The sequence below is a fragment of the Escherichia sp. KTE114 genome, from assembly GCF_000407765.1.
Taxonomy (GTDB): domain Bacteria; phylum Pseudomonadota; class Gammaproteobacteria; order Enterobacterales; family Enterobacteriaceae; genus Escherichia; species Escherichia ruysiae.
In genome coordinates, this window is record NZ_KE136626.1 from 3010731 (window position 1) to 3034618 (window position 23888).

General features: G+C 51.1%; 24 protein-coding genes. 14 read left to right on the forward strand and 10 right to left on the reverse strand.

Features of this window, described 5'->3' with window-relative positions; genetic code table 11:
- Window positions 1-37 precede the first annotated feature (37 nt).
- The 8 genes from hinT to WC5_RS06865 all read left to right on the forward strand — a co-directional run bounded on the left by hinT (window position 38) and on the right by WC5_RS06865 (window position 6310).
- Window positions 38-397 (forward strand): purine nucleoside phosphoramidase, encoded by a 360-nt coding sequence (gene hinT / locus WC5_RS06900; protein ID WP_000807125.1) that lies wholly within the window; start codon window positions 38-40, stop codon window positions 395-397.
- A gap of 2 nt (window positions 398-399) precedes the next feature.
- Window positions 400-777 (forward strand): YcfL family putative periplasmic lipoprotein, encoded by a 378-nt coding sequence (locus WC5_RS06895; RefSeq protein WP_001225286.1) that lies wholly within the window; start codon window positions 400-402, stop codon window positions 775-777.
- A gap of 13 nt (window positions 778-790) precedes the next feature.
- Window positions 791-1432 carry a penicillin-binding protein activator LpoB gene (gene lpoB / locus WC5_RS06890; protein ID WP_000164442.1) on the forward strand — a complete coding sequence of 214 codons (642 nt, stop codon included), beginning with the start codon at window positions 791-793 and terminating at the stop codon, window positions 1430-1432.
- Window positions 1413-2237 carry a thiamine kinase gene (gene thiK / locus WC5_RS06885; RefSeq protein WP_001116776.1) on the forward strand — a complete coding sequence of 275 codons (825 nt, stop codon included), beginning with the start codon at window positions 1413-1415 and terminating at the stop codon, window positions 2235-2237. Before lpoB ends, thiK begins: the two co-directional genes overlap by 20 nt.
- Before the next feature lie 10 nt (window positions 2238-2247).
- Entirely contained in the window at window positions 2248-3273 is a 1026-nt protein-coding gene (gene nagZ / locus WC5_RS06880; RefSeq protein ID WP_000529324.1) for a beta-N-acetylhexosaminidase, read from the forward strand.
- A 22-nt stretch (window positions 3274-3295) separates the two neighbouring features.
- On the forward strand, window positions 3296-3838 hold the full coding sequence (ycfP, locus tag WC5_RS06875) for an alpha/beta hydrolase YcfP (protein WP_000587922.1): 543 nt from the start codon (window positions 3296-3298) through the stop codon (window positions 3836-3838).
- A 401-nt stretch (window positions 3839-4239) separates the two neighbouring features.
- Complete coding sequence (gene ndh / locus WC5_RS06870) at window positions 4240-5544, forward strand: NADH-quinone dehydrogenase (protein WP_010352391.1); 1305 nt, start codon at window positions 4240-4242, stop codon at window positions 5542-5544.
- Between the two features lie 226 nt (window positions 5545-5770).
- Window positions 5771-6310, forward strand: coding sequence for a glycine zipper 2TM domain-containing protein (locus WC5_RS06865; protein ID WP_010350841.1), 540 nt, complete (start codon window positions 5771-5773; stop codon window positions 6308-6310).
- A 61-nt stretch (window positions 6311-6371) separates the two neighbouring features.
- On the opposite strand, the gene comR is transcribed toward WC5_RS06865, so the two are convergent.
- On the reverse strand, window positions 6372-7004 hold the full coding sequence (gene comR / locus WC5_RS06860; RefSeq protein ID WP_010350843.1) for a TetR family copper-responsive transcriptional repressor ComR: 633 nt from the start codon (window positions 7002-7004) through the stop codon (window positions 6372-6374).
- A 240-nt stretch (window positions 7005-7244) separates the two neighbouring features.
- On the opposite strand from comR, the gene bhsA reads away from it, so the two are divergent.
- Complete coding sequence (bhsA, locus tag WC5_RS06855; protein ID WP_000800144.1) at window positions 7245-7502, forward strand: multiple stress resistance protein BhsA; 258 nt, start codon at window positions 7245-7247, stop codon at window positions 7500-7502.
- Between the two features lie 80 nt (window positions 7503-7582).
- Here the strand turns inward: bhsA and ldtC are convergent, their stop codons facing one another.
- From ldtC to WC5_RS06840, 3 genes are all read right to left on the reverse strand, one after another.
- Window positions 7583-8545: a L,D-transpeptidase LdtC gene (gene ldtC, locus WC5_RS06850; protein ID WP_010350845.1), complete on the reverse strand. Its 963-nt coding sequence runs from the start codon at window positions 8543-8545 to the stop codon at window positions 7583-7585.
- Window positions 8546-8687: 142 nt separating this feature from the next.
- The gene (gene mfd, locus WC5_RS06845; protein WP_024192226.1) at window positions 8688-12134 is read right to left on the reverse strand and encodes a transcription-repair coupling factor; all 3447 of its coding nucleotides are present in this window, start codon (window positions 12132-12134) and stop codon (window positions 8688-8690) included.
- Window positions 12135-12261: 127 nt separating this feature from the next.
- Entirely contained in the window at window positions 12262-13332 is a 1071-nt protein-coding gene (locus WC5_RS06840) for an acyltransferase family protein (RefSeq protein WP_000810303.1), read from the reverse strand.
- A gap of 260 nt (window positions 13333-13592) precedes the next feature.
- Between WC5_RS06840 and lolC the strand changes: the two genes are divergently transcribed.
- The 5 genes from lolC to cobB are packed head-to-tail and all read left to right on the forward strand — an operon-like array spanning window position 13593 to window position 18507.
- The gene (gene lolC / locus WC5_RS06835) at window positions 13593-14792 is read left to right on the forward strand and encodes a lipoprotein-releasing ABC transporter permease subunit LolC (protein WP_000284717.1); all 1200 of its coding nucleotides are present in this window, start codon (window positions 13593-13595) and stop codon (window positions 14790-14792) included.
- On the forward strand, window positions 14785-15486 hold the full coding sequence (gene lolD / locus WC5_RS06830) for a lipoprotein-releasing ABC transporter ATP-binding protein LolD (RefSeq protein ID WP_001033695.1): 702 nt from the start codon (window positions 14785-14787) through the stop codon (window positions 15484-15486). The genes lolC and lolD overlap by 8 nt, the downstream gene beginning before the upstream one ends.
- A complete protein-coding gene (gene lolE, locus WC5_RS06825; RefSeq protein WP_001251372.1) occupies window positions 15486-16730 on the forward strand; it encodes a lipoprotein-releasing ABC transporter permease subunit LolE in 1245 nt (414 codons plus the stop codon). Before lolD ends, lolE begins: the two co-directional genes overlap by 1 nt.
- 28 nt (window positions 16731-16758) lie before the next feature.
- A complete protein-coding gene (nagK, locus tag WC5_RS06820) occupies window positions 16759-17670 on the forward strand; it encodes an N-acetylglucosamine kinase (RefSeq protein ID WP_000291314.1) in 912 nt (303 codons plus the stop codon).
- A gap of 15 nt (window positions 17671-17685) precedes the next feature.
- On the forward strand, window positions 17686-18507 hold the full coding sequence (gene cobB, locus WC5_RS06815) for a Sir2 family NAD+-dependent deacetylase (RefSeq protein WP_000952723.1): 822 nt from the start codon (window positions 17686-17688) through the stop codon (window positions 18505-18507).
- A gap of 138 nt (window positions 18508-18645) precedes the next feature.
- Here the strand turns inward: cobB and WC5_RS06810 are convergent, their stop codons facing one another.
- From WC5_RS06810 to potA, 6 genes are read right to left on the reverse strand one after another with little or no spacing between them, the layout of a single operon-like run.
- On the reverse strand, window positions 18646-19431 hold the full coding sequence (locus WC5_RS06810) for a TPM domain-containing protein (protein ID WP_000714341.1): 786 nt from the start codon (window positions 19429-19431) through the stop codon (window positions 18646-18648).
- Window positions 19428-19889 (reverse strand): DUF3592 domain-containing protein, encoded by a 462-nt coding sequence (locus tag WC5_RS06805; protein WP_010352234.1) that lies wholly within the window; start codon window positions 19887-19889, stop codon window positions 19428-19430. The genes WC5_RS06810 and WC5_RS06805 overlap by 4 nt, the downstream gene beginning before the upstream one ends.
- Before the next feature lie 57 nt (window positions 19890-19946).
- Entirely contained in the window at window positions 19947-20993 is a 1047-nt protein-coding gene (gene potD, locus WC5_RS06800; protein ID WP_000759337.1) for a spermidine/putrescine ABC transporter substrate-binding protein PotD, read from the reverse strand.
- Window positions 20990-21784, reverse strand: coding sequence for a spermidine/putrescine ABC transporter permease PotC (gene potC / locus WC5_RS06795; protein WP_016231668.1), 795 nt, complete (start codon window positions 21782-21784; stop codon window positions 20990-20992). Before potC ends, potD begins: the two co-directional genes overlap by 4 nt.
- Window positions 21781-22638 carry a spermidine/putrescine ABC transporter permease PotB gene (gene potB / locus WC5_RS06790; RefSeq protein WP_000799415.1) on the reverse strand — a complete coding sequence of 286 codons (858 nt, stop codon included), beginning with the start codon at window positions 22636-22638 and terminating at the stop codon, window positions 21781-21783. The genes potC and potB overlap by 4 nt, the downstream gene beginning before the upstream one ends.
- Entirely contained in the window at window positions 22622-23758 is a 1137-nt protein-coding gene (gene potA, locus WC5_RS06785) for a spermidine/putrescine ABC transporter ATP-binding protein PotA (protein ID WP_000531593.1), read from the reverse strand. Before potA ends, potB begins: the two co-directional genes overlap by 17 nt.
- Between the last annotated feature and the right edge of the window lie 130 nt (window positions 23759-23888).

Genomic DNA, 23888 nt, shown 5'->3' on the forward strand with positions numbered 1-23888 from the left:
TGGCGCAACGCATGACTATTTGAAAAAGGAAAATGTCGTGGCAGAAGAAACTATTTTCAGCAAAATTATTCGTCGTGAGATCCCCTCCGATATCGTCTACCAGGATGATCTGGTAACGGCGTTTCGCGATATTTCGCCGCAAGCGCCAACGCATATTTTAATTATTCCTAATATCCTGATTCCTACCGTAAACGACGTCTCTGCCGAGCATGAGCAGGCGCTGGGACGCATGATCACTGTAGCGGCAAAAATTGCTGAGCAAGAAGGCATTGCCGAAGATGGCTATCGTCTGATCATGAACACCAACCGCCATGGCGGGCAAGAGGTGTACCACATCCATATGCACTTGCTGGGTGGCCGTCCTCTGGGCCCAATGCTGGCGCATAAAGGTCTGTAACGATGAGAAAAGGATGCTTTGGGCTGGTGTCTCTGGCGCTGTTATTGCTGGTGGGGTGTCGTTCACATCCGGAGATTCCGGTGAATGAAGAACAATCTCTGGTGATTGAGTCATCTCTTCTGGCTGCGGGCATCAGTGCAGAAAAGCCCGTTCTTTCAATGTCTGATATTCAGCCTTCTGCATCCTCGACGCTTTATAACGAAAGGCAAGAACCCGTTACCGTTCATTATCGTTTTTACTGGTATGACGCCAGAGGGCTGGAGATGCATCCTCTGGAAACGCCCCGCAGCGTTACCATTCCCGCACGTTCGGCGGTAACTCTGTACGGCAGCGCCAATTATCTGGGGGCGCACAAAGTCAGACTTTATCTATATTTGTAAGGGGTGAATCTTGATGACAAAAATGAGTCGCTACGCCTTAATCACCGCGCTGGCGATGTTTCTCGCCGGGTGTGTGGGGCAACGAGAACCTGCACCGGTAGAAGAGGTGAAACCTGCGCCGGAGCAACCTGCCGAGCCGCAACAGCCTGTACCAACCGTGCCATCGGTGCCGACGATCCCGCAGCAGCCAGGGCCAATTGAGCACGAAGATCAAACCGCACCGCCTGCGCCGCATATTCGTCATTATGACTGGAACGGTGCAATGCAGCCGATGGTCAGTAAAATGCTTGGGGCTGATGGTGTGACCGCAGGCAGCGTTCTGCTGGTTGATAGCGTTAACAACCGTACTAACGGCTCGCTGAATGCCGGAGAAGCGACCGAAACGCTACGTAATGCGCTGGCCAATAACGGTAAATTTACACTCGTTTCTGCCCAACAGCTTTCAATGGCCAAGCAGCAGTTAGGTTTGTCGCCGCAGGACAGTTTAGGCACTCGCAGTAAAGCGATTGGCATTGCCCGTAACGTCGGCGCTCATTATGTGCTGTACTCCAGTGCCTCTGGTAACGTCAATGCACCGACCCTGCAAATGCAACTCATGCTGGTGCAGACGGGTGAAATTATCTGGTCAGGTAAAGGTGCCGTTCAGCAACAATGATCCCATCACGCGCGACGAATTATTGTCGCGCTATTTCCCGCAGTATCATCCCGTCGCGACGTTTAATCATGGACTTAGCGGCGGGAGTTTTCTCATTGAACATCAGGATCTGCGTTTCGTTGTGCGTCAGACTCACGATCCTGATGCTCCGCAGTCCGTGTTCCTGCGCCAGTATCGGGCGTTATCACGATTACCGGCATACCTTGCACCGAAGCCACATCTCTATCTCCGTGGCTGGATGGTGGTTGACTATTTGCCCGGCGAGGTAAAAACGCAATTGCCGGATACCGACGAACTGGCAGGCTTGCTGTATTATCTGCATCAACAACCGCGCTTTGGCTGGCGAATAACCCTGCTGCCGTTACTGGAAAGGTACTGGCAGCGAAGCGATCCTGCGCGGCGGACAGCGGGTTGGCTGCGACTATTAAAACGTCTGCGCAAAATACGGGAACCACAGCCATTACGCTTAAGCCCATTGCATATGGATGTTCATGCCGGAAACTTAGTGCATAGTGAGTCAGGGTTAAAACTCATTGACTGGGAGTATGCCGGTGATGGCGATATCGCGCTGGAACTGGCGGCGGTGTGGGTGGAAAATACTCACCAGCATCGGCAATTGGTCAATGACTATGCCGCGCGTGCGAAGATTAATCCGGCGCAATTATGGCGTCAGGTCAGGCGCTGGTTTCCCTGGTTGCTGATGCTCAAAGCAGGGTGGTTTGAGTACCGTTGGCAACAAACCGGCGATCAACAATTTATCAGGCTTGCCGATGACACCTGGCGGCAGCTATCAATAAAACAATAAGGAGAGCAGTGTGGGTCCAGTAATGTTGGATGTTGAAGGTTACGAACTGGACGCGGAAGAGCGTGAAATACTGGCGCACCCGCTGGTGGGAGGGCTGATTCTCTTTACGCGTAACTATCATGATCCTGCCCAGTTACGCGAACTGGTGCGCCAAATCCGCACAGCTTCGCGCAATCATCTGGTGGTGGCGGTAGATCAGGAAGGTGGGCGCGTGCAGCGTTTTCGTGAAGGTTTTACCCGCTTGCCAGCGGCACAATCATTCGCTGCGCTGTTGGGAATGGAAGAAGGCGGCAAACTGGCACAAGAGGCAGGCTGGTTGATGGCCAGTGAAATGATCGCCATGGATATTGATATCAGCTTTGCACCCGTGCTGGATGTAGGGCACATTAGCGCGGCGATTGGCGAGCGTTCTTACCATGCCGATCCCGAAAAAGCCCTCGCAATCGCCAGCCGGTTTATTGATGGTATGCATGAAGCCGGAATGAAAACCACTGGTAAACACTTTCCTGGCCATGGTGCAGTAACGGCAGACTCGCACAAAGAGACGCCGTGCGACCCACGTCCGCAAGCGGAAATTCGCGCCAAAGATATGTCAGTCTTCAGTACGTTAATTCGCGAAAATAAACTCGACGCCATTATGCCTGCGCATGTGATCTACAGCGATGTTGATCCGTGTCCGGCGAGCGGTTCTCCCTACTGGCTGAAAACAGTTTTACGCCAGGAACTGGGGTTTGACGGCGTGATTTTCTCAGACGATTTATCGATGGAAGGTGCCGCGATTATGGGCAGTTATGCCGAACGTGGGCAGGCATCACTGGATGCGGGTTGCGATATGATCCTGGTCTGCAATAATCGTAAGGGAGCCGTCAGCGTGTTAGATAATCTGTCACCGATCAAGGCAGAGCGTGTTACACGTTTGTATCATAAAGGTTCATTTTCGCGACAGGAGCTGATGGACTCGACTCGCTGGAAAGAGATCAGCGCCCGTCTGAATCAGTTACATGAACGCTGGCAGGAAGAGAAAGCAGGTCACTAACCCTGGCTTATGTGAGGAAGCGATGATTATCTATTTACACGGTTTTGACTCTAACAGTCCGGGTAACCACGAGAAAGTTTTACAATTGCAGTTTATTGACCCGGATGTACGCTTGATAAGCTACAGCACTCTGCATCCGAAACACGATATGCAGCATCTGCTCAAAGAAGTAGACAAAATGCTGCAACTGAATGTTGACGAGCGCCCGCTAATTTGCGGTGTCGGGCTGGGCGGTTACTGGGCAGAACGGATTGGTTTTCTCTGCGATATCCGCCAGGTGATCTTCAACCCCAATTTGTTCCCTTACGAGAACATGGAAGGGAAGATTGATCGCCCGGAAGAGTACACCGATATCGCGACTAAATGTGTGACCAATTTCCGTGAGAAGAATCGCGATCGTTGTCTGGTGATTTTGTCGCGTAACGATGAGGCGCTTAACAGTCAGCGGACATCTGAAGAGTTGCATCATTATTACGAGATTGTCTGGGACGAAGAGCAGACGCACAAATTCAAAAATATCTCCCCGCATTTGCAGCGCATTAAGGCGTTCAAAACCCTCGGTTAAAAGCTATCGTCGGTCGCATCAGGTAACCTTGCTGGTATCTGATGCGCCCCGGATTCTGTAGGTTGGATGAAGCGTCCACGCCGCATCCGACAGCCGTGCACCAATGCCTGATGCGATGCTGCGCATTGTATCTGGCCTACCAAATGCCCTCCATATACGCCTCACTCTCCCGATCCAGCTTAAATAATAAACAATAATCTCTGTTTTTTGATCTCACCCAGTAAATCCGCCTATCTTTTCAGCAACAAAACTTGATTCATATCAATTTTGGTATGACCAATGCACCATTCATGTTATTCTCAATAGCGAAGAGCATTTTCATCACTGTAACCTGCTGTTAATTAAGGGCTATGCATATAACCATTAATTAACAATTGGTTAATAAATTTAAGGGGGTCACGTTGACTACGCCATTGAAAAAGATTGTGATTGTCGGCGGCGGTGCTGGTGGGCTGGAAATGGCGACACAGCTTGGACATAAGCTGGGACGTAAGAAAAAAGCCAAAATTACGCTGGTAGATCGCAATCACAGCCACCTGTGGAAACCGCTGCTGCACGAAGTAGCGACTGGCTCGCTCGATGAAGGCGTCGATGCACTGAGTTACCTGGCTCATGCGCGTAATCATGGTTTTCAGTTCCAGTTGGGTTCTGTGGTTGATATCGATAGAGAAGCGAAAACAATCACCATTGCTGAACTGCGCGACGAAAAAGGCGAACTGCTGGTGCCGGAACGCAAAATCGCTTATGACACGCTGGTGATGGCGCTGGGCAGCACCTCTAACGATTTCAATACGCCGGGTGTAAAAGAGAACTGTATTTTCCTCGATAACCCGCATCAGGCGCGTCGTTTCCATCAGGAGATGCTGAATCTGTTTCTGAAATACTCCGCCAACCTTGGCGCGAATGGCAAAGTGAATATTGCGATTGTTGGCGGCGGCGCGACTGGCGTAGAACTCTCCGCTGAATTGCACAACGCCGTCAAGCAACTGCACAGCTACGGTTACAAAGGCCTGACCAACGAAGCGTTGAACGTAACGCTGGTAGAAGCGGGCGAGCGTATTTTGCCTGCGCTGCCGCCACGTATCTCTGCTGCCGCCCACAATGAGTTAACTAAACTGGGCGTTCGCGTGCTGACGCAAACCATGGTCACCAGCGCCGATAAAGGTGGTCTGCACACTAAAGATGGCGAATATATTGAGGCTGATCTGATGGTGTGGGCTGCCGGGATCAAAGCGCCAGATTTCCTGAAAGATATTGGCGGTCTCGAAACCAACCGTATCAACCAGCTGGTGGTGGAACCGACGCTGCAAACCACGCGCGATCCAGACATTTACGCTATTGGCGACTGTGCGTCATGCCCGCGTCCGGAAGGGGGTTTTGTCCCGCCGCGCGCTCAGGCCGCACACCAGATGGCTACCTGCGCAATGAACAATATTCTGGCGCAGATGAATGGCAAACCGCTGAAAAATTATCAGTATAAAGATCACGGTTCGCTGGTATCGCTGTCGAACTTCTCCACCGTCGGTAGCCTGATGGGTAACCTGACGCGCGGCTCAATGATGATTGAAGGGCGTATTGCGCGCTTTGTGTATATCTCGCTGTATCGGATGCATCAGATTGCGCTGCATGGCTACTTCAAAACTGGACTAATGATGTTGGTAGGTAGTATCAACCGCGTTATCCGTCCGCGTTTGAAACTGCATTAATCAACTTGTACTGGCGGATGCGGCGTAAACGCCTTATCCGCCCAGGATAAATGGTACGAGCGGCAGGCCTGATAAGACGCGTTAAGCGTCGCATCAGGCATTCCCTCAGACTCCTCCGAATCCTTAAGTATTTCCTGCTATTCCTGCGCTTTTCATCTTCTGTCTGATGGTTGTTTCACCCCTTCGATTGCATGATTGACATAACTGCAAAGAAGGAGGTGTTCCCGTGAATAAATCAATGTTGGCGGGTATCGGGATTGGTGTCGCGGCTGCGCTGGGCGTAGCGGCAGTGGCCAGCCTGAACGTGTTTGAACGTGGCCCGCAATACGCTCAGGTTGTTTCTGCAATCCCAATCAAGGAAACAGTTAAAACACCGCGCCAGGAGTGCCGCAATGTCACAGTGACCCATCGCCGGCCGGTGCAGGATGAAAATCGCATCGCTGGTTCAGTTCTGGGCGCTGTGGCTGGTGGGGTGATAGGGCATCAGTTTGGCGGTGGTCGCGGTAAGGATGTTGCTACAGTCGTTGGGGCGCTTGGTGGTGGATATGCTGGTAACCAGATCCAGGGCTCTCTCCAGGAACGTGATACTTACACCACCACCCAACAGCGTTGTAAAACGGTGTATGACAAGTCAGAAAAAATGCTCGGTTATGATGTGACCTATAAGATTGGCGATCAGCAGGGCAAAATCCGCATGGACCGCGATCCGGGTACACAAATCCAATTAGATAACAACGGGCAACTGATTCTGAATAACAAAGTATAACAAGGCTGTACTCTGCAATTTAGCCCCTCATTCGCTCAGGCTGAGGGGCTTTTTTTGCGTTTTATTTCACCAGTTCGGGCCATAAACGCAAAGTGGTTTGAGCAATCTGCATCAGTTTTTCCAGCGATGCGCCTTCGCGGGCGCTGATCGACATTCCCTGAATAATACAATTAAGGAATTCCGCCAGATGCGTCACGTCACAGTGGGTCGGGATTTCCCCGCGCGCCTGTCGTTGACATAAAAACTGCTGCAAAGTGCGCTCTTGCATCGCATGGCGTGATTTCAACGTATTGGCGATATCTCCTGAATCCGGGGAGAGCGTGGTGCAGTTGTTGATCATAAAGCAGCCAGCAGGGGTGTCTTTGCTGGTAAAACAGCTGGCGATGGCAGCGAAATAGTCAGTCAGCGCAGACACCACGCTTTTCTCTTCACAAAACAGTTGTGCTTCGTGCTTTGCGGCAAAACGGTCGATATAGCGATCAAGTACGGCGCGGAATAATCCCTCTTTATTGGTGAACTCCGCGTATAGCGTTGGCGCTTTGGCTCCGGTCGCTTCGACGAGATCGGCAAGAGAAGTAGCTTCATAACCGTGCTGCCAGAACAACTTCATGGCCTTATCAAGCGCGGCTTCCCTGTCGAACACTTTTGGGCGACCACGGCTTTTTTTTACACAATGTGTTGAGTCAGTTGCCATGATGCCGTTGTACCTTTTAGCTGTGAATGAATGGTTATTATAAAAATAATCACTTCTGTTCACCAGTCCAGAAGCCAGAAAAATAATTGCCCTCTATTTAACTGAAATTTAAAGAATTTTAATTTAATTAATGAATGTTATAAAAAACATCTTGTATGTGATCCAGATCACATCTATCATTTAGTTATCGATCGTTAAGTAATTGCTTGCGACGCCATTCATCTGCATAAGGTCACTATTATGAAAAACGTAAAAACCCTCATCGCTGCGGCGATTTTAAGCTCCATATCATTTGCCAGCTTTGCGGCTGTTGAAGTTCAGGCAACACCGGAAGGTCAACAAAAAGTGGGTACTATCAGTGCTAACGCGGGGACAAATCTGGGATCGCTGGAAGAACAACTGGCACAAAAAGCGGATGAGATGGGTGCTAAATCTTTCCGTATTACTTCAGTAACCGGTCCGAATACCCTCCACGGAACGGCAGTAATTTATAAATAAGCATTAACCCTCATTAATGCCTGTTATTGCTGCTTTTTCCCCGCAACACCCTGTGCTGCGGGGATTTTTTTGCTCGCGATTTACAGCGTCTGTTGATTCACTTGATGACGGCGCACATCAACCGGCATTCCGGAACGCACGTCCATTACGCGCTGCATCACTTCGGCGTCAGTTTGCGCAGCATTTTTAAATGCCTGCATCGTACTGTTGAGCGTAATCGGCAACAATTGCGGATCGTCATCTATCTTCTCTGACAGCGGCTGATGCACTTCCACCAGACGTGCGCCGTTTGGTTCGGCGGAGACTTTAATCGGCGTGTTGATAATATTCACTTTGGTGCCGGGGCTGACCTGGCTGAAAAGTGTTTTGATATCGTCATCTCGCAAACGGATGCAGCCAGAACTTACCCGCATACCAATACCGAAATCGGCGTTTGTACCGTGAAGCAAATAGACACCGCCATAGGCCGCCAGACGAATCGCATGATGGCCCATCGGGTTATCCGGTCCTGCCGGAACGACTGGTGGAAGCTCAATCCCCTGGGCTTTATAACGGGCGCGGATGTTTGCAGTCGGCGTCCAGGTTGGGTTTGCACGTTTGTCTGAAACGGTGGTCACCATTGTCGGCGTCAGCGTATCACCCCCCAACTGACCAATGCCGATGGGGTACACGGTCACTGAATTTTTGCCCGGTGGGTAGTAATAGAGACGCAACTCCGCAATGTTGATCACAATGCCTTCACGCGGCGCGTCTGGCAGTAAAGTTTGCAATGGAATGGTTAACACACTGCCTGCGCGCGGTACATACGGATCAATACCGGGATTAGCCTGTAACAGAGCGAGGAAGCCGACGTTATATTTTTTCGCGATAGCTTCCAGCGAACCACCATCGTTTTCCACCACATGAAATTTGTTTTCGCCAACCAGACGACTACCCGCTGGCGGTAGCGGCCAGGTGTTGGCTTTTGCCGGTAGCGCCAGAGCCACGGCAGCGGCGAACGTAAAAAACGTTAGCCAGCGAGAAAAACGCGTTTTGATCATCACCAAAAATCCATAATAAATATAAGGTTATTGTAATAAAAAGATAAGTCTGAATTATGGATGGTGGCAGTGTCGGATAGTGCAGGGAAGTGCAAAGAATTTGTAAATGTTGGGGATGGGGCGCAGAAACGCCCCCGATTTGCCATTATGCGATCGCGTTCTCTTCCAGTTCACGCATAAACTGGCGCACCCATTCGATACGTTTTTTCCGTTCGCCCAAATCCTGAATAAACTTCAGGCGCGTCGGGCCATCGAGACGATAGTGCTGTGGTTGCTTTTGCAGCAAACCAATCAGCCAGGCAGGATTCACGTGATTCTTCTCGGCAAATTCGATCACGCCGCCTTTCTCATTCCCTTCCAGCTTCCTGATCCCCAGCTTCTGCGCTTGCTGGCGCAGACGGGCAATATCTAGCAGGGTTCGCGCCGGATCTGGCAGCAGACCGAAGCGATCGATAAGTTCGACTTTGATCTCTTCCAGTTCGCTTTCCGTTTTGGCGCTGGCAATACGTTTATAGAACGACAGACGGGTATTTACATCAGGAATGAAGTCATCCGGCAACAGCGACGGCATCCGCAGTTCGACTTCCGTTTGCTGGCTGGTGAGATCTTCCAGCGACGGCTCGCGTCCGGCTTTCAGTGCATCGACGGCGTTTTCCAGCAACTCCATATACAGCGAGAAACCGATAGTTTCCATCGAACCACTTTGTTCTTCGCCGAGCAGTTCACCGGCGCCGCGAATCTCCAGATCGTGCGTTGCCAGCGCAAATCCCGCGCCAAGGTCTTCCAGAGACGCAATCGCTTCTAGACGTTTTTGCGCATCGGTAGTCATCGCTTTCGGATGCGGCGTCAGCAGCCATGCATATGCCTGGTGATGCGAACGTCCGACGCGGCCACGCAACTGGTGTAGTTGCGCCAGACCGAAGTGATCTGCTCGTTCAATAATAATGGTGTTGGCGGTAGGGATGTCGATCCCGGTTTCGATAATCGTGGTACAAACCAGCACGTTAAAACGCTGATGATGGAAATCATTCATCACCCGTTCCAGTTCGCGTTCGCGCATCTGCCCGTGACCGATGGCAATCCGCGCTTCTGGCACCAGTTCCGCCAGCCGTTCGGCGGCTTTCTGGATGTTTTCCACATCATTGTAGAGATAATAAACCTGTCCCCCGCGCAGAATTTCACGCAGGACAGCCTCTCTGACCACCAGACTGTCATACTCACGGACAAAGGTTTTAACTGCCAGACGGCGGGCGGGTGGCGTGGCAATAATCGACAGATCGCGCATTCCGCTCATTGCCATATTCAGCGTACGTGGGATCGGCGTTGCGGTAAGCGTCAGAATATCCACGTTCGCGCGCATCGCTTTAATGCGCTCTTTATGACGCACCCCGAAGCGGTGCTCTTCATCGACAATCAGCAGGCCTAAATCTTTAAACTTGACGTCACTTTGCAGCAGTTTGTGCGTACCGATCAGAATATCGATTTTCCCTTCCGCCACTTCCGTAAGGATTTGCGTCTGCTCTTTGGCGCTGCGGAAACGGGAGATCATTTCGATGCGTACCGGCCAGTTGGCGAAACGGTCGCGGAAATTGTCGTAATGCTGCTGTGCGAGAAGAGTCGTTGGCACCAGTACCGCTACCTGCTTGTGGTTCTCTACTGCCAGGAAAGCGGCGCGCATCGCCACTTCTGTTTTACCAAAGCCAACATCGCCGCACACCAGACGATCCATTGCCAGCGGCTGACACATGTCGCTAAGCACCGCATTAATCGCTTGCGCCTGATCCGGCGTGGTTTCGAACGGGAAGCTGTCGCAGAACAATTGATATTGCTCGCGATCGTGTTTAAACGCGAAGCCCTCTTTGGCGGCACGCTGGGCGTAGATATCCAGTAATTCCGCCGCCACATCACGCACTTTTTCCGCCGCTTTCTGCCGCGCCCGCGACCAGGCATCGCCGCCAAGTTTATGCAGCGGGGCATTTTCTTCCGCGCCACCGGCGTAACGGCTAATCAGATGCAGTGACGACACCGGAACATACAGTTTGGCGTCGTTGGCGTAAGTGAGCATCAGGTACTCGCCGGTAATGCCGCCAGCCTCCAGCGTGGTCATTCCGGCATAGCGCCCGACGCCGTGCTCCAGATGCACCACCGGCTGACCAATGTGCAGCTCCGCGAGGTTACGGATCAGTGTATCGGGGTTGATGGCGCGGCGAGAATCCTGACGACGACGGGCAACGCGTTCACCGAGCAGATCGCTTTCGCAAATCAGCGCCAGATTACGTACCGTATCAACAAAACCATGTTCGGCAGCGCCAATCATCAGATAACGCCCACGGTCGCTGGCCTCATCGAGACGCATAATACGTTGTGGAGCTATTTTAATACGGGCGAGCAGTTCACCGAGTGCTTCACGGCGACCTTCACTTTCTACCGAGAACACCACCGGGCCGTCGAAAGATTCAAGAAATTTACGCAGCGCATCCAGCGGGGCTTTTTGCTGCGCCTGAACGGCAAGGTCTGGCAGTTTCTGAAAGCCTAAATTGGCATTCGCTGCTTTTGTCGGTAAATGTTCATTTTTTAGCTGTACACGCGGCCAGTTTTTCAGCTCTGAGAACAGTTCATCGACCCGCAGCCAGAGCGATTGTGGCGGCAGCAGTGGACGCATCGGATCGACGCCGCGATTCTCAAAACGCGCCAGCGTGTCAGCCTGGAAACGTTCGGCACTGTTTTCCAGATCGCCAGTATTCACCAGCAATGTATTGGCAGGGAAATAACTGAACAGTGGCGGCAACGGTTCGCTGAAGAATAGCGGTTGCCAGTACTCGATCCCGGCAGGCAATGTGCCTTTGCTCACTTGTTGATAAATATGTTCTGGATCGCGTTTTACTTCGAAAGAATCACGCCACTGACTGCGGAACAGTTCAATTGCCGCTTTATCGGTCGGAAATTCGTGTGCGGGCAGCAGGTTGATAGCTTCAACTTCCTCCAGCGTGCGTTGGCTATCGACATCAAATACTCGCAGGCTGTCGATTTCATCATCAAAGAAATCAAGACGATAAGGTAGCTCACTACCCATCGGGAAGAGATCCAGCAATGCGCCGCGCGTGGCGTATTCACCGTGCTCCATCACCTGATCAACATGGCGATAACCGGCGCTGTCCAGTTGGGTACGCAATGCATCTCGTGACAGGCGCTGACCTTTTTTCATCACCAGCGCATGACCGTGGAGAAAACTGTGCGGGCAAACGCGCTGCATAAGCGTATTCACCGGAACAATCAGTACGCCACGTTGCATCGTTGGTAACTGGTAAAGGGTGGAAAGACGCGAGGAGATAATATCCTGATGAGGCGAAAAACTGTCGTAAGGGAGGGTTTCCCAGTCCGCCAGATTCATCACCATCTGGTCGGTGAACTGGCTGATTTCATCATGCAAACGTAGAGCATTTTGCATATCTGGTGCAATGAGCACCACCGGTCCGGTGTGACGTTCGGCAATTTCCGCTACCAGCGTCGCGCAGGCAGCGCCGGTTAACTCGCCCAGCAGACGCTGTTCACCCGCTTTGACGGGCAGCGTATAACGATATTGTTCAGGCATAACGGTTGTCAGATTCTCGTTAGGATATGCCTCAACATATGGGGACATATCTCTGATAAGCAATGCTGTTCATTATCCGGAATCGACATGGTTTAGCAAATTGAATCGCCCCGGCTGGGGCGATGGCTTAGCGAGAATAACTGGTTGCAGGCAGAGAAGGCGGGGAGAACAACAGGTCGCTGAATGCGCGTTGTGAAAATTTTCGTACCAGCAAGCCAGCCAGTGTACAAATCAACAAACTGACAAAGGGATAAACCAGCAGGAGCGCCAGTTCGAGTTGCGGCGACCAGCGCGCCGCGTTCATTTGCGGAATCAGACTTAAGCTGAATATCTCTACCAGAATGCGATGGGTGGTGTAGATGGCAATGGTGTTGGAACCAATCACATTCAGCAGGCTGGAGGAGCGCATACCGAAACGCTGCTCGTACTGATAAAACAGCTTCATGATCACCACAATCGACACCAGCGACAACAGCAACGAAATATTAAACAACCAGGCACTGACCGCCAGAACGGCCAGCAGCGAAGACATCAGCAGATGGCGGCGCAACGGTACTTCTTTAACACAGGTCATTAATGTTGCGCCAAACCATGCGCCAAGGCTGTAATAAGGCAAATTGCGGATCACACTGTTCATTCCCCACCACGGCGTGGGAACGAAATTAACAGCCACACTCATCAGTACAAACAGGGCGAATAACGGCAGAGCCTGGCGATTAAAAATTTTACATATCACGAAATAGACAATTAAAGCGTACAGATACCACAAGCTGGTGCTGGCGGTGAGCATCCCGTGCAGGAATTCACCGGTGGAATCGGCATAAGCGGCATTGGAGGCATTGCTTAAATCGCGCTCAGGTGCCAGCCACTGATTCAGTGCGCTTAGCGCCAGCCACTGCACCACGCCCCAAAGCGCCAGCACCCAGAAGATGCTCCAGATGCGTTTATCGAGACAATTTCCCCACGGCACACTGTCGATATAGCGGCGAATCAAATAGCCGGAGATAAAGAAAAAAACCGGCATACGGAAGGGCGCAAGGTAAAGATTGAAATAGATCCAGCATTTACTCAGTACTTCCGATAACGGATGCTGAAAAGTGGTCAGATGCGGGTAAAAGGTGATTACCGAGTGATAAACCACCACCAGACAGATGCATAACCCTTTGATCTGGTTAATCCATAGTTCTTTTTGTTTCATCAGAACAACACGCTCTTTTATTTAACATGCTGTTGATCCTGCGGGGCGAGTCGCGTGGTGTAATGCGTATCTGTCTGTATTTGGTTATTTTTCAGATAAAGATCAGGCCACAAGGCCGATGAGAAAATGAGACCCTTTAGCCGATTGATTTACTGATGCTTTTCAGATTAGCCCTGATGATCACTTACAGTTCAGGCGTTTACCCATCCTGCTTTCGCTTATATACTCGTGTCTTTGCTAACAGCAACCAGACGGATTTCATGTACCAACCTGTCGCTCTATTTATTGGCCTGCGTTACATGCGTGGGCGTGCAGCGGATCGCTTCGGTCGTTTCGTCTCCTGGCTTTCTACCATCGGCATTACCCTCGGGGTGATGGCGCTGGTCACAGTATTGTCAGTGATGAACGGCTTTGAGCGCGAACTGCAAAACAACATCCTTGGCCTGATGCCACAGGCGATCCTCTCTTCGGAGCAGGGCTCTCTTAACCCGCAGAAACTCCCGGAAACGGCAGTCAAACTGGACGGCGTAAATCGCGTCGCGCCTATCACTACTGGTGATGTGGTGCTGCAAAGCGCACGCAGCGTGGCGGTAGGCGTCATGCTGGGTATCGATCCGGCGCAAAAAGATCCGCTAACCCCGTATCTGGTCAATGTGAAACAAGCCGACCTCGAGCCAGGGAAATATAATGTCATCCTCGGTGAACAGCTTGCTTCACAGTTGGGCGTTAATCGCGGTGATCAAATCCGCGTGATGGTGCCTTCTGCCAGCCAGTTCACGCCGATGGGGCGTATTCCAAGTCAGCGCCTGTTCAATGTGATTGGTACTTTTGCCGCTAACAGTGAAGTCGACGGCTATGAAATGCTGGTGAATATTGAGGATGCCTCGCGTCTGATGCGTTATCCGGCAGGCAATATCACCGGCTGGCGTCTGTGGCTGGATGAGCCGCTGAAAGTGGACTCGTTAAGCCAGCAAAAACTGCCAGAAGGCAGTAAATGGCAGGACTGGCGCGACCGTAAAGGTGAGCTGTTCCAGGCCGTGCGCATGGAAAAAAATATGATGGGCTTGCTGCTGAGCCTGATTGTCGCCGTTGCGGCGTTTAACATTATTACCTCGCTGGGGCTGATGGTGATGGAGAAGCAGGGCGAAGTGGCAATCCTGCAAACGCAAGGTTTAACTCCGCGACAAATCATGATGGTCTTTATGGTACAGGGTGCCAGCGCCGGAATTATTGGTGCGATCCTGGGCGCGGCGCTTGGTGCGCTGCTTGCCAGCCAGTTGAATAATCTGATGCCGATAATCGGCGTCCTGCTTGATGGCGCGGCGCTGCCGGTCGCTATCGAACCTTTACAGGTCATTATTATTGCGCTGGTGGCGATGGCTATCGCGCTGCTTTCTACGCTTTACCCTTCCTGGCGCGCTGCCGCCACTCAACCCGCTGAGGCTTTACGTTATGAATAAGATCCTGTTGCAATGCGACAACCTGTGCAAACGCTATCAGGAAGGCAGTGTGCAAACCGACGTGCTGCACAATGTCAGTTTCAGCGTGGGCGAAGGCGAAATGATGGCTATCGTCGGTAGCTCTGGTTCTGGCAAAAGCACCTTGCTGCACTTGCTGGGTGGGCTGGATACGCCAACTTCCGGCGATGTGATTTTTAACGGTCAGCCGATGAGCAAACTATCGTCGGCGGCGAAAGCAGAACTGCGTAACCAGAAGCTGGGCTTTATTTATCAGTTTCACCACCTGCTGCCGGATTTTACCGCGCTGGAAAACGTGGCTATGCCGCTGCTGATTGGCAAGAAAAAGCCCGCTGAAATCAACAGTCGAGCGTTGGAAATGTTAAAAGCGGTGGGGCTGGAGCATCGCGCGAATCACCGTCCATCCGAACTTTCTGGCGGCGAACGTCAGCGTGTGGCGATTGCCCGTGCGCTGGTTAATAACCCGCGTCTGGTACTGGCGGATGAACCTACTGGTAACCTTGACGCACGTAACGCCGACAGCATCTTCCAGTTGCTTGGGGAGTTGAATCGCTTGCAGGGCACCGCTTTCCTGGTGGTTACTCACGACCTGCAACTGGCGAAACGTATGAGCCGCCAACTGGAAATGCGTGATGGTCGTCTGACGGCGGAACTGAGCCTGATGGGGGCGGAGTAATGGCGATGCCTTTATCGTTATTAATTGGTCTGCGTTTTAGTCGCGGACGGCGACGTGGCGGCATGGTGTCGCTGATCTCCGTCATTTCTACCATTGGCATTGCACTTGGCGTGGCGGTATTGATCGTCGGCTTAAGCGCGATGAACGGCTTTGAGCGTGAACTGAATAACCGCATTCTGGCGGTAGTACCGCATGGCGAAATTGAAGCGGTGGATCAGCCGTGGACTAACTGGCAGGAAGCACTGAATAACGTGCAAAAAGTGCCAGGTATTGCCGCCGCTGCGCCGTATATCAACTTCACGGGGCTGGTGGAAAGCGGTGCGAATCTGCGCGCGCTTCAGGTAAAAGGGGTTGATCCGCAACAGGAACAGCGCCTAAGTGCGCTGCCCTCGTTTGTCCAGGGCGATGCCTGGAACAATTTTAAAGCCGGTGAGCAGCAGATTATTATCGGCAAAGGCGTAGCGGATGCGTTAAAAGTGAAGCAGGGCGATTGGGTGTCGATCATGATCCCAAATTCGAATCCCGAGCATAAACTGATGCAGCCAAAACGAGTGCGCTTGCAAATTGCCGGAATTTTGCAGCTGAGCGGTCAACTCGATCACAGTTTTGCCATGATCCCGCTGGCGGATGCCCAACAATATCTTGATATGGGTTCCAGTGTGTCAGGTATTGCCCTTAAAATGACGGATGTTTTTAACGCCAACAAACTGGTGCGTGACGCGGGCGAAGTGACCAATAGCTATGTTTATATCAAGAGCTGGATCGGCACTTACGGCTATATGTATCGTGATATCCAGATGATCCGCGCCATTATGTATCTGGCGATGGTACTGGTGATTGGTGTGGCCTGTTTTAACATCGTCTCCACTTTAGTGATGGCGGTAAAAGACAAGAGTGGCGATATCGCAGTATTAAGAACGCTGGGCGCGAAAGACGGTTTAATTCGCGCCATTTTTGTCTGGTATGGATTGCTGGCTGGGTTGTTCGGCAGCTTGTGTGGTGTGATTATCGGCGTGGTGGTTTCGCTGCAACTCACTCCGATTATCGAGTGGATTGAAGATCTGATCGGCCATCAGTTCCTCTCCAGTGACATTTATTTTATTGACTTCCTGCCATCGGAATTGCACTGGCTGGACGTCTTCTACGTACTGGTCACAGCATTGTTGCTGAGTCTTTTGGCAAGTTGGTATCCGGCGCGGCGCGCCAGTAATATTGACCCTGCGCGAGTCCTTAGCGGCCAGTAAAGGCAGTACATTAAAACAAGGAGCGGCAATGTATTACGGGTTTGATATTGGTGGAACAAAAATTGCGCTAGGTGTGTTTGATAGCAGTCGGCAGTTGCAGTGGGAAAAGCGGGTGCCGACGCCGCGTGACAGCTATGACGCATTTTTGGATGCAGTGTGCGAGCTGGTAGCCGAAGCTGACCAGCGTTTTGGCTGTAAAGGTTCTGTCGGCATCGGTATTCCGGGAATGCCAGAAACAGAAGATGGCACGCTGTATGCTGCCAATGTCCCCGCCGCCAGTGGTAAACCGCTGCGTGCCGACCTGAGCGCACGTCTTGAGCGCGATGTGCGACTTGATAATGACGCTAACTGTTTTGCCCTTTCTGAAGCCTGGGATGATGAATTTACCCAATATCCGCTGGTGATGGGGTTAATTCTCGGCACCGGCGTTGGCGGTGGACTGGTATTCAACGGTAAGGCGGTGACGGGTAAGAGCTACATTACCGGCGAGTTTGGTCATATGCGTCTGCCGGTCGATGCGTTAACCATGATGGGGCTGGATTTCCCATTACGCCGCTGTGGCTGTGGTCAGCATGGCTGCATTGAAAATTATCTGTCTGGTCGCGGTTTTGCGTGGCTGTATCAACACTATTATCATCAACCGTTGCAGGCTCCCGAAATTATTGCGCTTTATGATCAAGGCGATGAGCAGGCAAGGGCGCACGTTGAGCGTTATCTGGATCTATTAGCGGTTTGTCTGGGAAACATCCTGACCATTATTGACCCTGATCTGGTGGTCATTGGCGGTGGGTTATCCAATTTCCCGGCAATCACAACGCAACTGGCGGACAGGCTGCCTCGTCATCTCTTACCTGTAGCTCGTGTTCCGCGTATTGAACGCGCGCGCCACGGTGATGCAGGCGGAATGCGTGGAGCTGCGTTCCTACATCTAACCGATTAAACAACAGAGGTTGCTATGCTGTCGCGTCGGGGTCATCGGTTAAGTCGTTTTCGTAAAAATAAACGCCGCCTGCATGAGCGTTTACGTCAGCGTATTTTTTTCAGAGATAAAGTGGTGTCGGAAGCAATGGAAAAACCAAGAGTACTCGTACTGACAGGGGCTGGTATTTCTGCGGAATCAGGTATTCGTACCTTTCGCGCCGCAGATGGCCTGTGGGAAGAGCATCGTGTTGAAGATGTTGCGACGCCAGAGGGCTTTGATCGCGACCCGGAACTGGTGCAAGCGTTTTATAATGCTCGTCGCCGACAGTTACAGCAGCCAGAAATACAGCCTAACGCCGCGCATCTTGCGCTGGCTAAACTGCAAGATGCCCTCGGCGACCGCTTTTTGCTGGTGACGCAGAATATCGATAACCTGCATGAACGCGCAGGCAATACCAATGTGATTCATATGCATGGAGAATTGCTGAAAGTACGTTGTTCGCAAAGTGGACAGGTTCTCGACTGGACTGGCGATGTTACGCCAGAAGATAAATGTCATTGCTGCCAGTTCCCGGCTCCGCTGCGCCCGCACGTGGTGTGGTTTGGTGAAATGCCGCTCGGCATGGATGAAATTTATATGGCACTGGCAATGGCGGATATTTTCATTGCTATTGGTACATCCGGGCATGTTTATCCGGCGGCCGGTTTTGTTCATGAAGCAAAATTGCATGGCGCGCACACCGTGGAACTCAATCTTGAGCCGAGCCAGGTTGGTAACGAATTTGCCGAGAAATATTACGGTCCGGCAAGCCAGGTAGTGCCAGAGTTTGTTGAAAAGTTGCTGAAGGGCTTATAAAGCAGGCAGCATTGCCTGATGCGCTACGCTTATCAGGCCTACGATGGGGCGCAATTAATTGAATTTGCGGGTTTTGTAGGCCGGATAAGGCGTTCGCGCCGCATCCGGCATAATACACGCGCACTTTACCGGCCTCTTTTAACTTTTACTCGTCCATAACAGTGCTGCAAAAAACGTACAGACTCCAATCAGCCCCGCCCAGAGCGGCGATATTTTAACAATCGCAAAGCTATTATCGATATACAGGCATAAAGCCTGATAGCCCATATTGGCGACAGTCATAGCCACTGCAAATTTTAAGGCATAATAAAAGCGCGACGTGTAGTTAAAAATTGCAGCAAAGATGATGAATGCAACTGCCCAGGCAAAAAGACCTAATGTCGAGGTGCTGCCTGGCGGATCATTCTCATGCTTTTGTTCGGGATGCGGATAATATGTCAGTGGTGGCGTCGGTTGTTTTAATATCTGTGCTTGCAAAATATCCAGGGCATTATTGATTCCCTGATACCAGAGGTCCGCATGTAAATAAGCCAGCGTGTGATTTTCTACCAGAAGGCCAAGATGTTTATCGTCCATGCTGCTTTCAACCTGGCCGTTGGTTATCACAATTAACCGTGGCTCGCGGGTAGTAAAGATTAACAGAACACTCCCTTTTACATCAGTCAATGAAGATGACGCATACGCCAGCATCGCTTTGCCATTTTGCCTGAGACTGGCTTCATTAATGCCAGGAACAACCACGATAAATGGCGCGATCCCGGTTTGTTGGTGGAAGTGTTCTGCTTTACGCGCGATCTCTTCAGCATCTGGTACAGTACCTGTAACATCCGTAAAAAGTGTCTTCATTATTGGAATTAAGGGCTTACTGGTTACCGTCAGAGGCAGAAATATCAGTAAACTGAGCAGTATCATGAATTTTTTCATGGGCGGGACTTCCGTTTCCTGCGTGATTTTTTAGAGGAGGGGACCATGATTATCAGACCGATACCACCGAAAATAATGCCTGCTATGCCAACAAAGCCCCATTCAAAAAAATTAACCCAGGGATTGTTTATTTCGGCTTCTTCTGGATGCCCTGGCGGATAATAGACATTGACTCTGTCACCTTCGCTATCTTCATAAAAATCACTACCAATACTCGAATTAAAAATTAGCGTGTAATCTGGTGTAGGGCGAAAGGCAACCACTGGATACCAGGAACCATTATCACCGACGTCGTTTGAATGATTGTTGTACCAGACGACATCAACAATGACCCCTTCGGTATGCATCGCATTTTTGGTATAGGTGAACTGGTTGTAAAATATAACAACAGAAATAACGAGCAGTACCAAACCAATACCGACGAAAGAGCGGGATAAAACGTTACTGTCCTGACTCATTAGCCACATCCTTGCTAAATAAAAAACGGGCGGTAATACCACCGCCCGTTTGCTGAATTAACGTCCTGCTTTCAGCTTCTGATAATACTCTTCATAAATGCTGCTGGCTGCGCCAACGTCATTCTGCCATTCACCATTTTTAATGGTTTCAGCATCCGGGTAGAGCGTTTTATCGTTCGCCACTTCCGGGCTTAACAGCTTACGCGCCGCAAGGTTTGGCGTTGGATAACCGATAGTTTCGGCAACCTGTTTTGCCACATCCGGGCGCAGCAGGAAGTTGATCAATTTCAGCGCGCCTTCTTTGTTTTTGGCATTTGCCGGGATCGCCAGGCTGTCCATCCAGAAAATGCCGCCTTCTTTCGGCCATACCACGTCAATTGGCGTACCCGCCTGGCGCGCAACGAAAGCAGAGCCGTTCCAGATCATGCCGAGGTTAACTTCGCCTTCCATGTACGGGTTAGCCGGGTTATCGGAGTTAAACGCTGCCACGTTTGGCATCAGTTTTTTCAGCTCGTTATACGCAGCTTCAATCTCTTTCGGGTCGGTAGTGTTACCGGAGTAGCCCAGCTTACGCAGCGCCATCTGGAATACTTCACGGGCATCATCGGTCAGCAGCAGGCTGCCTTTGTACTCAGGCTTCCACAGATCGGCCCAGCTGGTAACGGATTTCGGATCCACCGCATCACCGTTAACGCCAATCGCCGTCGCACCCCAGATATACGGAATGGAGTAGTCGTTATTCGGGTCAAACGGCTTGTTGAGCATGTCTGGATCGAGGTTGCTGAAGTTGCTTAACTTCGACTTGTCGATCTTCTGGATCATCCCTTCTTTACGCATTTTATCGACGTAATAGGTTGAAGGAACCACCAGGTCATAGGCACCGTCTTTGTACGTTTTCAGTTTTGCGTACATGGTTTCATTTGACTCGTAAGTCGAATAGATAACCTTAATACCGGTTTCTTTGGTGAACTGTTCAAGCAGTCCTGGCGGCACGTACTCGGTCCAGTTGTAGAAATACAGCGTGTTGTTGTCATCGGCGTGAGCGGCGCTCATGCCCAGTACCAGAGCACCCGCCGCGAGCAGGTGGCGTGACCATTTTTTCATTTAACGTCCCCTGTGTTACCTTTCGTTTTATCACGAGCAATAAACTGGCTGGCAATAACCATCACCAGCGACAGCACCAGTAATATGGTTGCCAGCGCGTTAACTTCTGGCGATACGCCGACTTTGACCATCGAATAAATTTTTAACGGCAGAATTTCATAGCTCGGTCCGGTGACAAACGACGAAACTACCACATCGTCCATCGACAGGGTAAAGCTTAGCACCCAGCCCGCCGCCACAGCCGGCATTGCCAGTGGCAAAATGATTTTCCGTAGAATGGTAAATTCGCTGGCGCCGAGATCTTTCGCCGCTTCCAGCATCCGCACATCAAAACCTTTCAGGCGCGAATACACTGTCACCACCACAAATGGCAGGCAGAAGGTGATATGCGAGAACAATAGCGACCAGAAGCCAAGCTGAATACCCAACAGCATAAACAGCACCAGCAGAGAAATCGCCATCACGATATCTGGCGACATCATCACCACAAACAGCATTCCGCTAACGAACGGCTTACCGCGAAAGCGATAACGGTACAGCGCAACCGCCGTCAGTGAACCGATAAGCGTAGCAAACGTCGCCGAGAATACCGCCATCGTCAGTGAATGTTGCGCCGCCTGTAACAAGCTGTCGTTGTTCATCAGCAGGCTATACCATTTGGTGGTAAAACCCTGCCAGTTAATGCCAAAGCGCGAGCTGTTAAAGGAGTTCACAATCAAAATAATGATTGGGATATACAGGTACGCGTAGATAGCGGTCATAAAACCGCCGCGAAGCAGTCGACCGATCATTCGAGTTCCACCTTCTTATTCAGCAAACGAGAAGCGCGCCAGTAAACCAGCAACATCAGGCCCATTACGATAGTTAGCGTAATGCTGGTGGCGGCACCAAACGGCCAGTCACGAATATTGAGGAACTGTACCTTGATGACGTTACCGATCAGCAGGTTTTTCGCACCGCCCATCAGGTCGGATACATAGAACAAGCCCATGGCTGGCAGCATCACCAGCAGACATCCGGCAATAATTCCTGGCATCGTCAGCGGAATAATAATACGGATAAAAGTCTGCAGTTTGCTGGCACCGAGATCGCGTGCCGCTTCCAGTAAAGGTTTATCCAGTTTTTCAATACTGGAATAGAGTGGCATCACCATAAACGGTAGCAGAATGTAAACCAGACCGATAATCACCGCGCTGGGGGTGAACATGATGCGAATTGGGGTATCAATAACGCCCAGCCACAGCAGGAACTCGTTGAGATAGCCTTTGGTGCTGAGGAAAATTTTTAGCCCATAGATTCGAATCAGCGAGTTTGTCCAGAACGGAACAATCAGCAGAAACAGCAGCAGCGGTCGCACTTTATGCGGCAGTTTTGCCAGAAACCAGGCAAACGGGTAGCCCAGCACCAGGCAGGCGAGAGTGGCGATCAGCGCCATATTCAGCGAGTGCACGAGCACTTCAAAATAGAGCGGATCGAGCAGACGTGTGTAATTATCCAGCGTAAAGACCATTTTGACGAAACTGGCGTCGTCGCGGGTCAAAAAGCTGGTGCCAATGATCATCAGGTTGGGCAGAAAAACAAACAACACAAGCCAACCGACGATAGTGACAATCACTACATTCTGGAACTTACTTGTGTTCTTCATCAGCCAGTACGACCTCCCAGCTTTCTACCCAATTAATGGCCATTTTCTGGTCGAGAGAGTGGTCAAAGTCAGGATCGTCTTCATTAAAGAATTCGCTAACCATCACCATCTTGCCATTTTCCAGTTCGACAACTGACTCCAGCGTCATGCCTTTGTAGTTGCGTTCGCGAACGTAACCAATCAGCCCTTCGACGTGGTTGTCGTCGTTGATTTCGTCAACGCGTAAGTCTTCCGGGCGTAGCAGAACATGCAGTTTTTGCCCCGGCTCAACGGCGAAGTTAACGTAAATATTACACTCGCGGCCTTCAACGTTGGCGCGTACGCGTTGCTCGTCGAGACGTTCGATCACCGTGGCGTTAAACATATTGATTTCGCCAATGAACCCGGCAACGAACAGGTTTTTTGGCTCTTCGTAGATTTCACGTGGTGTGCCGTCTTGTTCAATGCGACCATCGCGCATCACCACAATCCGGTCAGACATAGTGAGTGCCTCTTCCTGGTCGTGGGTAACGAAGACGAAAGTAATGCCAAGTTTTCGCTGTAACGCTTTTAACTCGTTCTGCATCTGTTTGCGCAGTTTGTAATCCAGCGCGGAAAGCGATTCATCAAGCAACAATAGACGAGGCTTGTTAACCACCGCGCGGGCAATGGCCACGCGTTGCTGCTGACCGCCAGAGAGTTGATGCGGTTTGCGTTGAGCGAAGGTTTCCAGTTGTACCATCCGCAGGGCTTCCATCACGCGAGGCGTAATTTCAGCAGCGGGGGTTTTTTGCATACGCAAGCCAAAGGCCACATTTTCGAATACGGTCATGTGGGGGAATAACGCGTAGCTTTGGAAAACGGTGTTCACATAGCGGTTTTCCGCCGGAACGTGGGTGATGTCCTCGTTATCCAGCATGATGCGCCCGGAATCAACAGTTTCCAGACCCGCAATCAGGCGAAGAACGGTTGTTTTACCGCAGCCAGAAGGGCCAAGCAGCGTGAGGAACTCGCCATTGTTGATAGTCAGATCAAGCTGGGGAATGACTTCTTTACCATCAAAGCATTTGCGAATTCCCGCCAATTGCACCAGCGGTGAAAGCGAACTCGGTTGTTTATTCAATTTTTTACTCTGTCCCATGTAAACGCAACGGATGGCTTACCGATGCGGGGTTTGTGGTTAACCACCTTGGTGACTCTTAATGAGGGCGGTAATTCTACGGCAAACCATCGGAATCGCCAATCCTTGTTGTGAATTACTGGCTTAGCTT

What these genes read in the sequence shown, in the direction of transcription:
- WC5_RS06895 (WP_001225286.1), top strand. Translation starts at nt 400, where the DNA reads ATGAGAAAAGGATGCTTTGGGCTGGTGTCTCTGGCGCTGTTATTGCTG.
- lpoB (WP_000164442.1), top strand. Translation starts at nt 791, where the DNA reads ATGACAAAAATGAGTCGCTACGCCTTAATCACCGCGCTGGCGATGTTT.
- ycfP (WP_000587922.1), top strand. Translation starts at nt 3,296, where the DNA reads ATGATTATCTATTTACACGGTTTTGACTCTAACAGTCCGGGTAACCAC.
- comR (WP_010350843.1), bottom strand. Translation starts at nt 7,004, where the DNA reads ATGGCAACTGACTCAACACATTGTGTAAAAAAAAGCCGTGGTCGCCCA.
- bhsA (WP_000800144.1), top strand. Translation starts at nt 7,245, where the DNA reads ATGAAAAACGTAAAAACCCTCATCGCTGCGGCGATTTTAAGCTCCATA.
- mfd (WP_024192226.1), bottom strand. Translation starts at nt 12,134, where the DNA reads ATGCCTGAACAATATCGTTATACGCTGCCCGTCAAAGCGGGTGAACAG.
- WC5_RS06840 (WP_000810303.1), bottom strand. Translation starts at nt 13,332, where the DNA reads ATGAAACAAAAAGAACTATGGATTAACCAGATCAAAGGGTTATGCATC.
- lolC (WP_000284717.1), top strand. Translation starts at nt 13,593, where the DNA reads ATGTACCAACCTGTCGCTCTATTTATTGGCCTGCGTTACATGCGTGGG.
- lolD (WP_001033695.1), top strand. Translation starts at nt 14,785, where the DNA reads ATGAATAAGATCCTGTTGCAATGCGACAACCTGTGCAAACGCTATCAG.
- lolE (WP_001251372.1), top strand. Translation starts at nt 15,486, where the DNA reads ATGGCGATGCCTTTATCGTTATTAATTGGTCTGCGTTTTAGTCGCGGA.
- nagK (WP_000291314.1), top strand. Translation starts at nt 16,759, where the DNA reads ATGTATTACGGGTTTGATATTGGTGGAACAAAAATTGCGCTAGGTGTG.
- cobB (WP_000952723.1), top strand. Translation starts at nt 17,686, where the DNA reads ATGCTGTCGCGTCGGGGTCATCGGTTAAGTCGTTTTCGTAAAAATAAA.
- WC5_RS06810 (WP_000714341.1), bottom strand. Translation starts at nt 19,431, where the DNA reads ATGAAAAAATTCATGATACTGCTCAGTTTACTGATATTTCTGCCTCTG.
- WC5_RS06805 (WP_010352234.1), bottom strand. Translation starts at nt 19,889, where the DNA reads ATGAGTCAGGACAGTAACGTTTTATCCCGCTCTTTCGTCGGTATTGGT.
- potD (WP_000759337.1), bottom strand. Translation starts at nt 20,993, where the DNA reads ATGAAAAAATGGTCACGCCACCTGCTCGCGGCGGGTGCTCTGGTACTG.
- potC (WP_016231668.1), bottom strand. Translation starts at nt 21,784, where the DNA reads ATGATCGGTCGACTGCTTCGCGGCGGTTTTATGACCGCTATCTACGCG.
- potB (WP_000799415.1), bottom strand. Translation starts at nt 22,638, where the DNA reads ATGAAGAACACAAGTAAGTTCCAGAATGTAGTGATTGTCACTATCGTC.
- potA (WP_000531593.1), bottom strand. Translation starts at nt 23,758, where the DNA reads ATGGGACAGAGTAAAAAATTGAATAAACAACCGAGTTCGCTTTCACCG.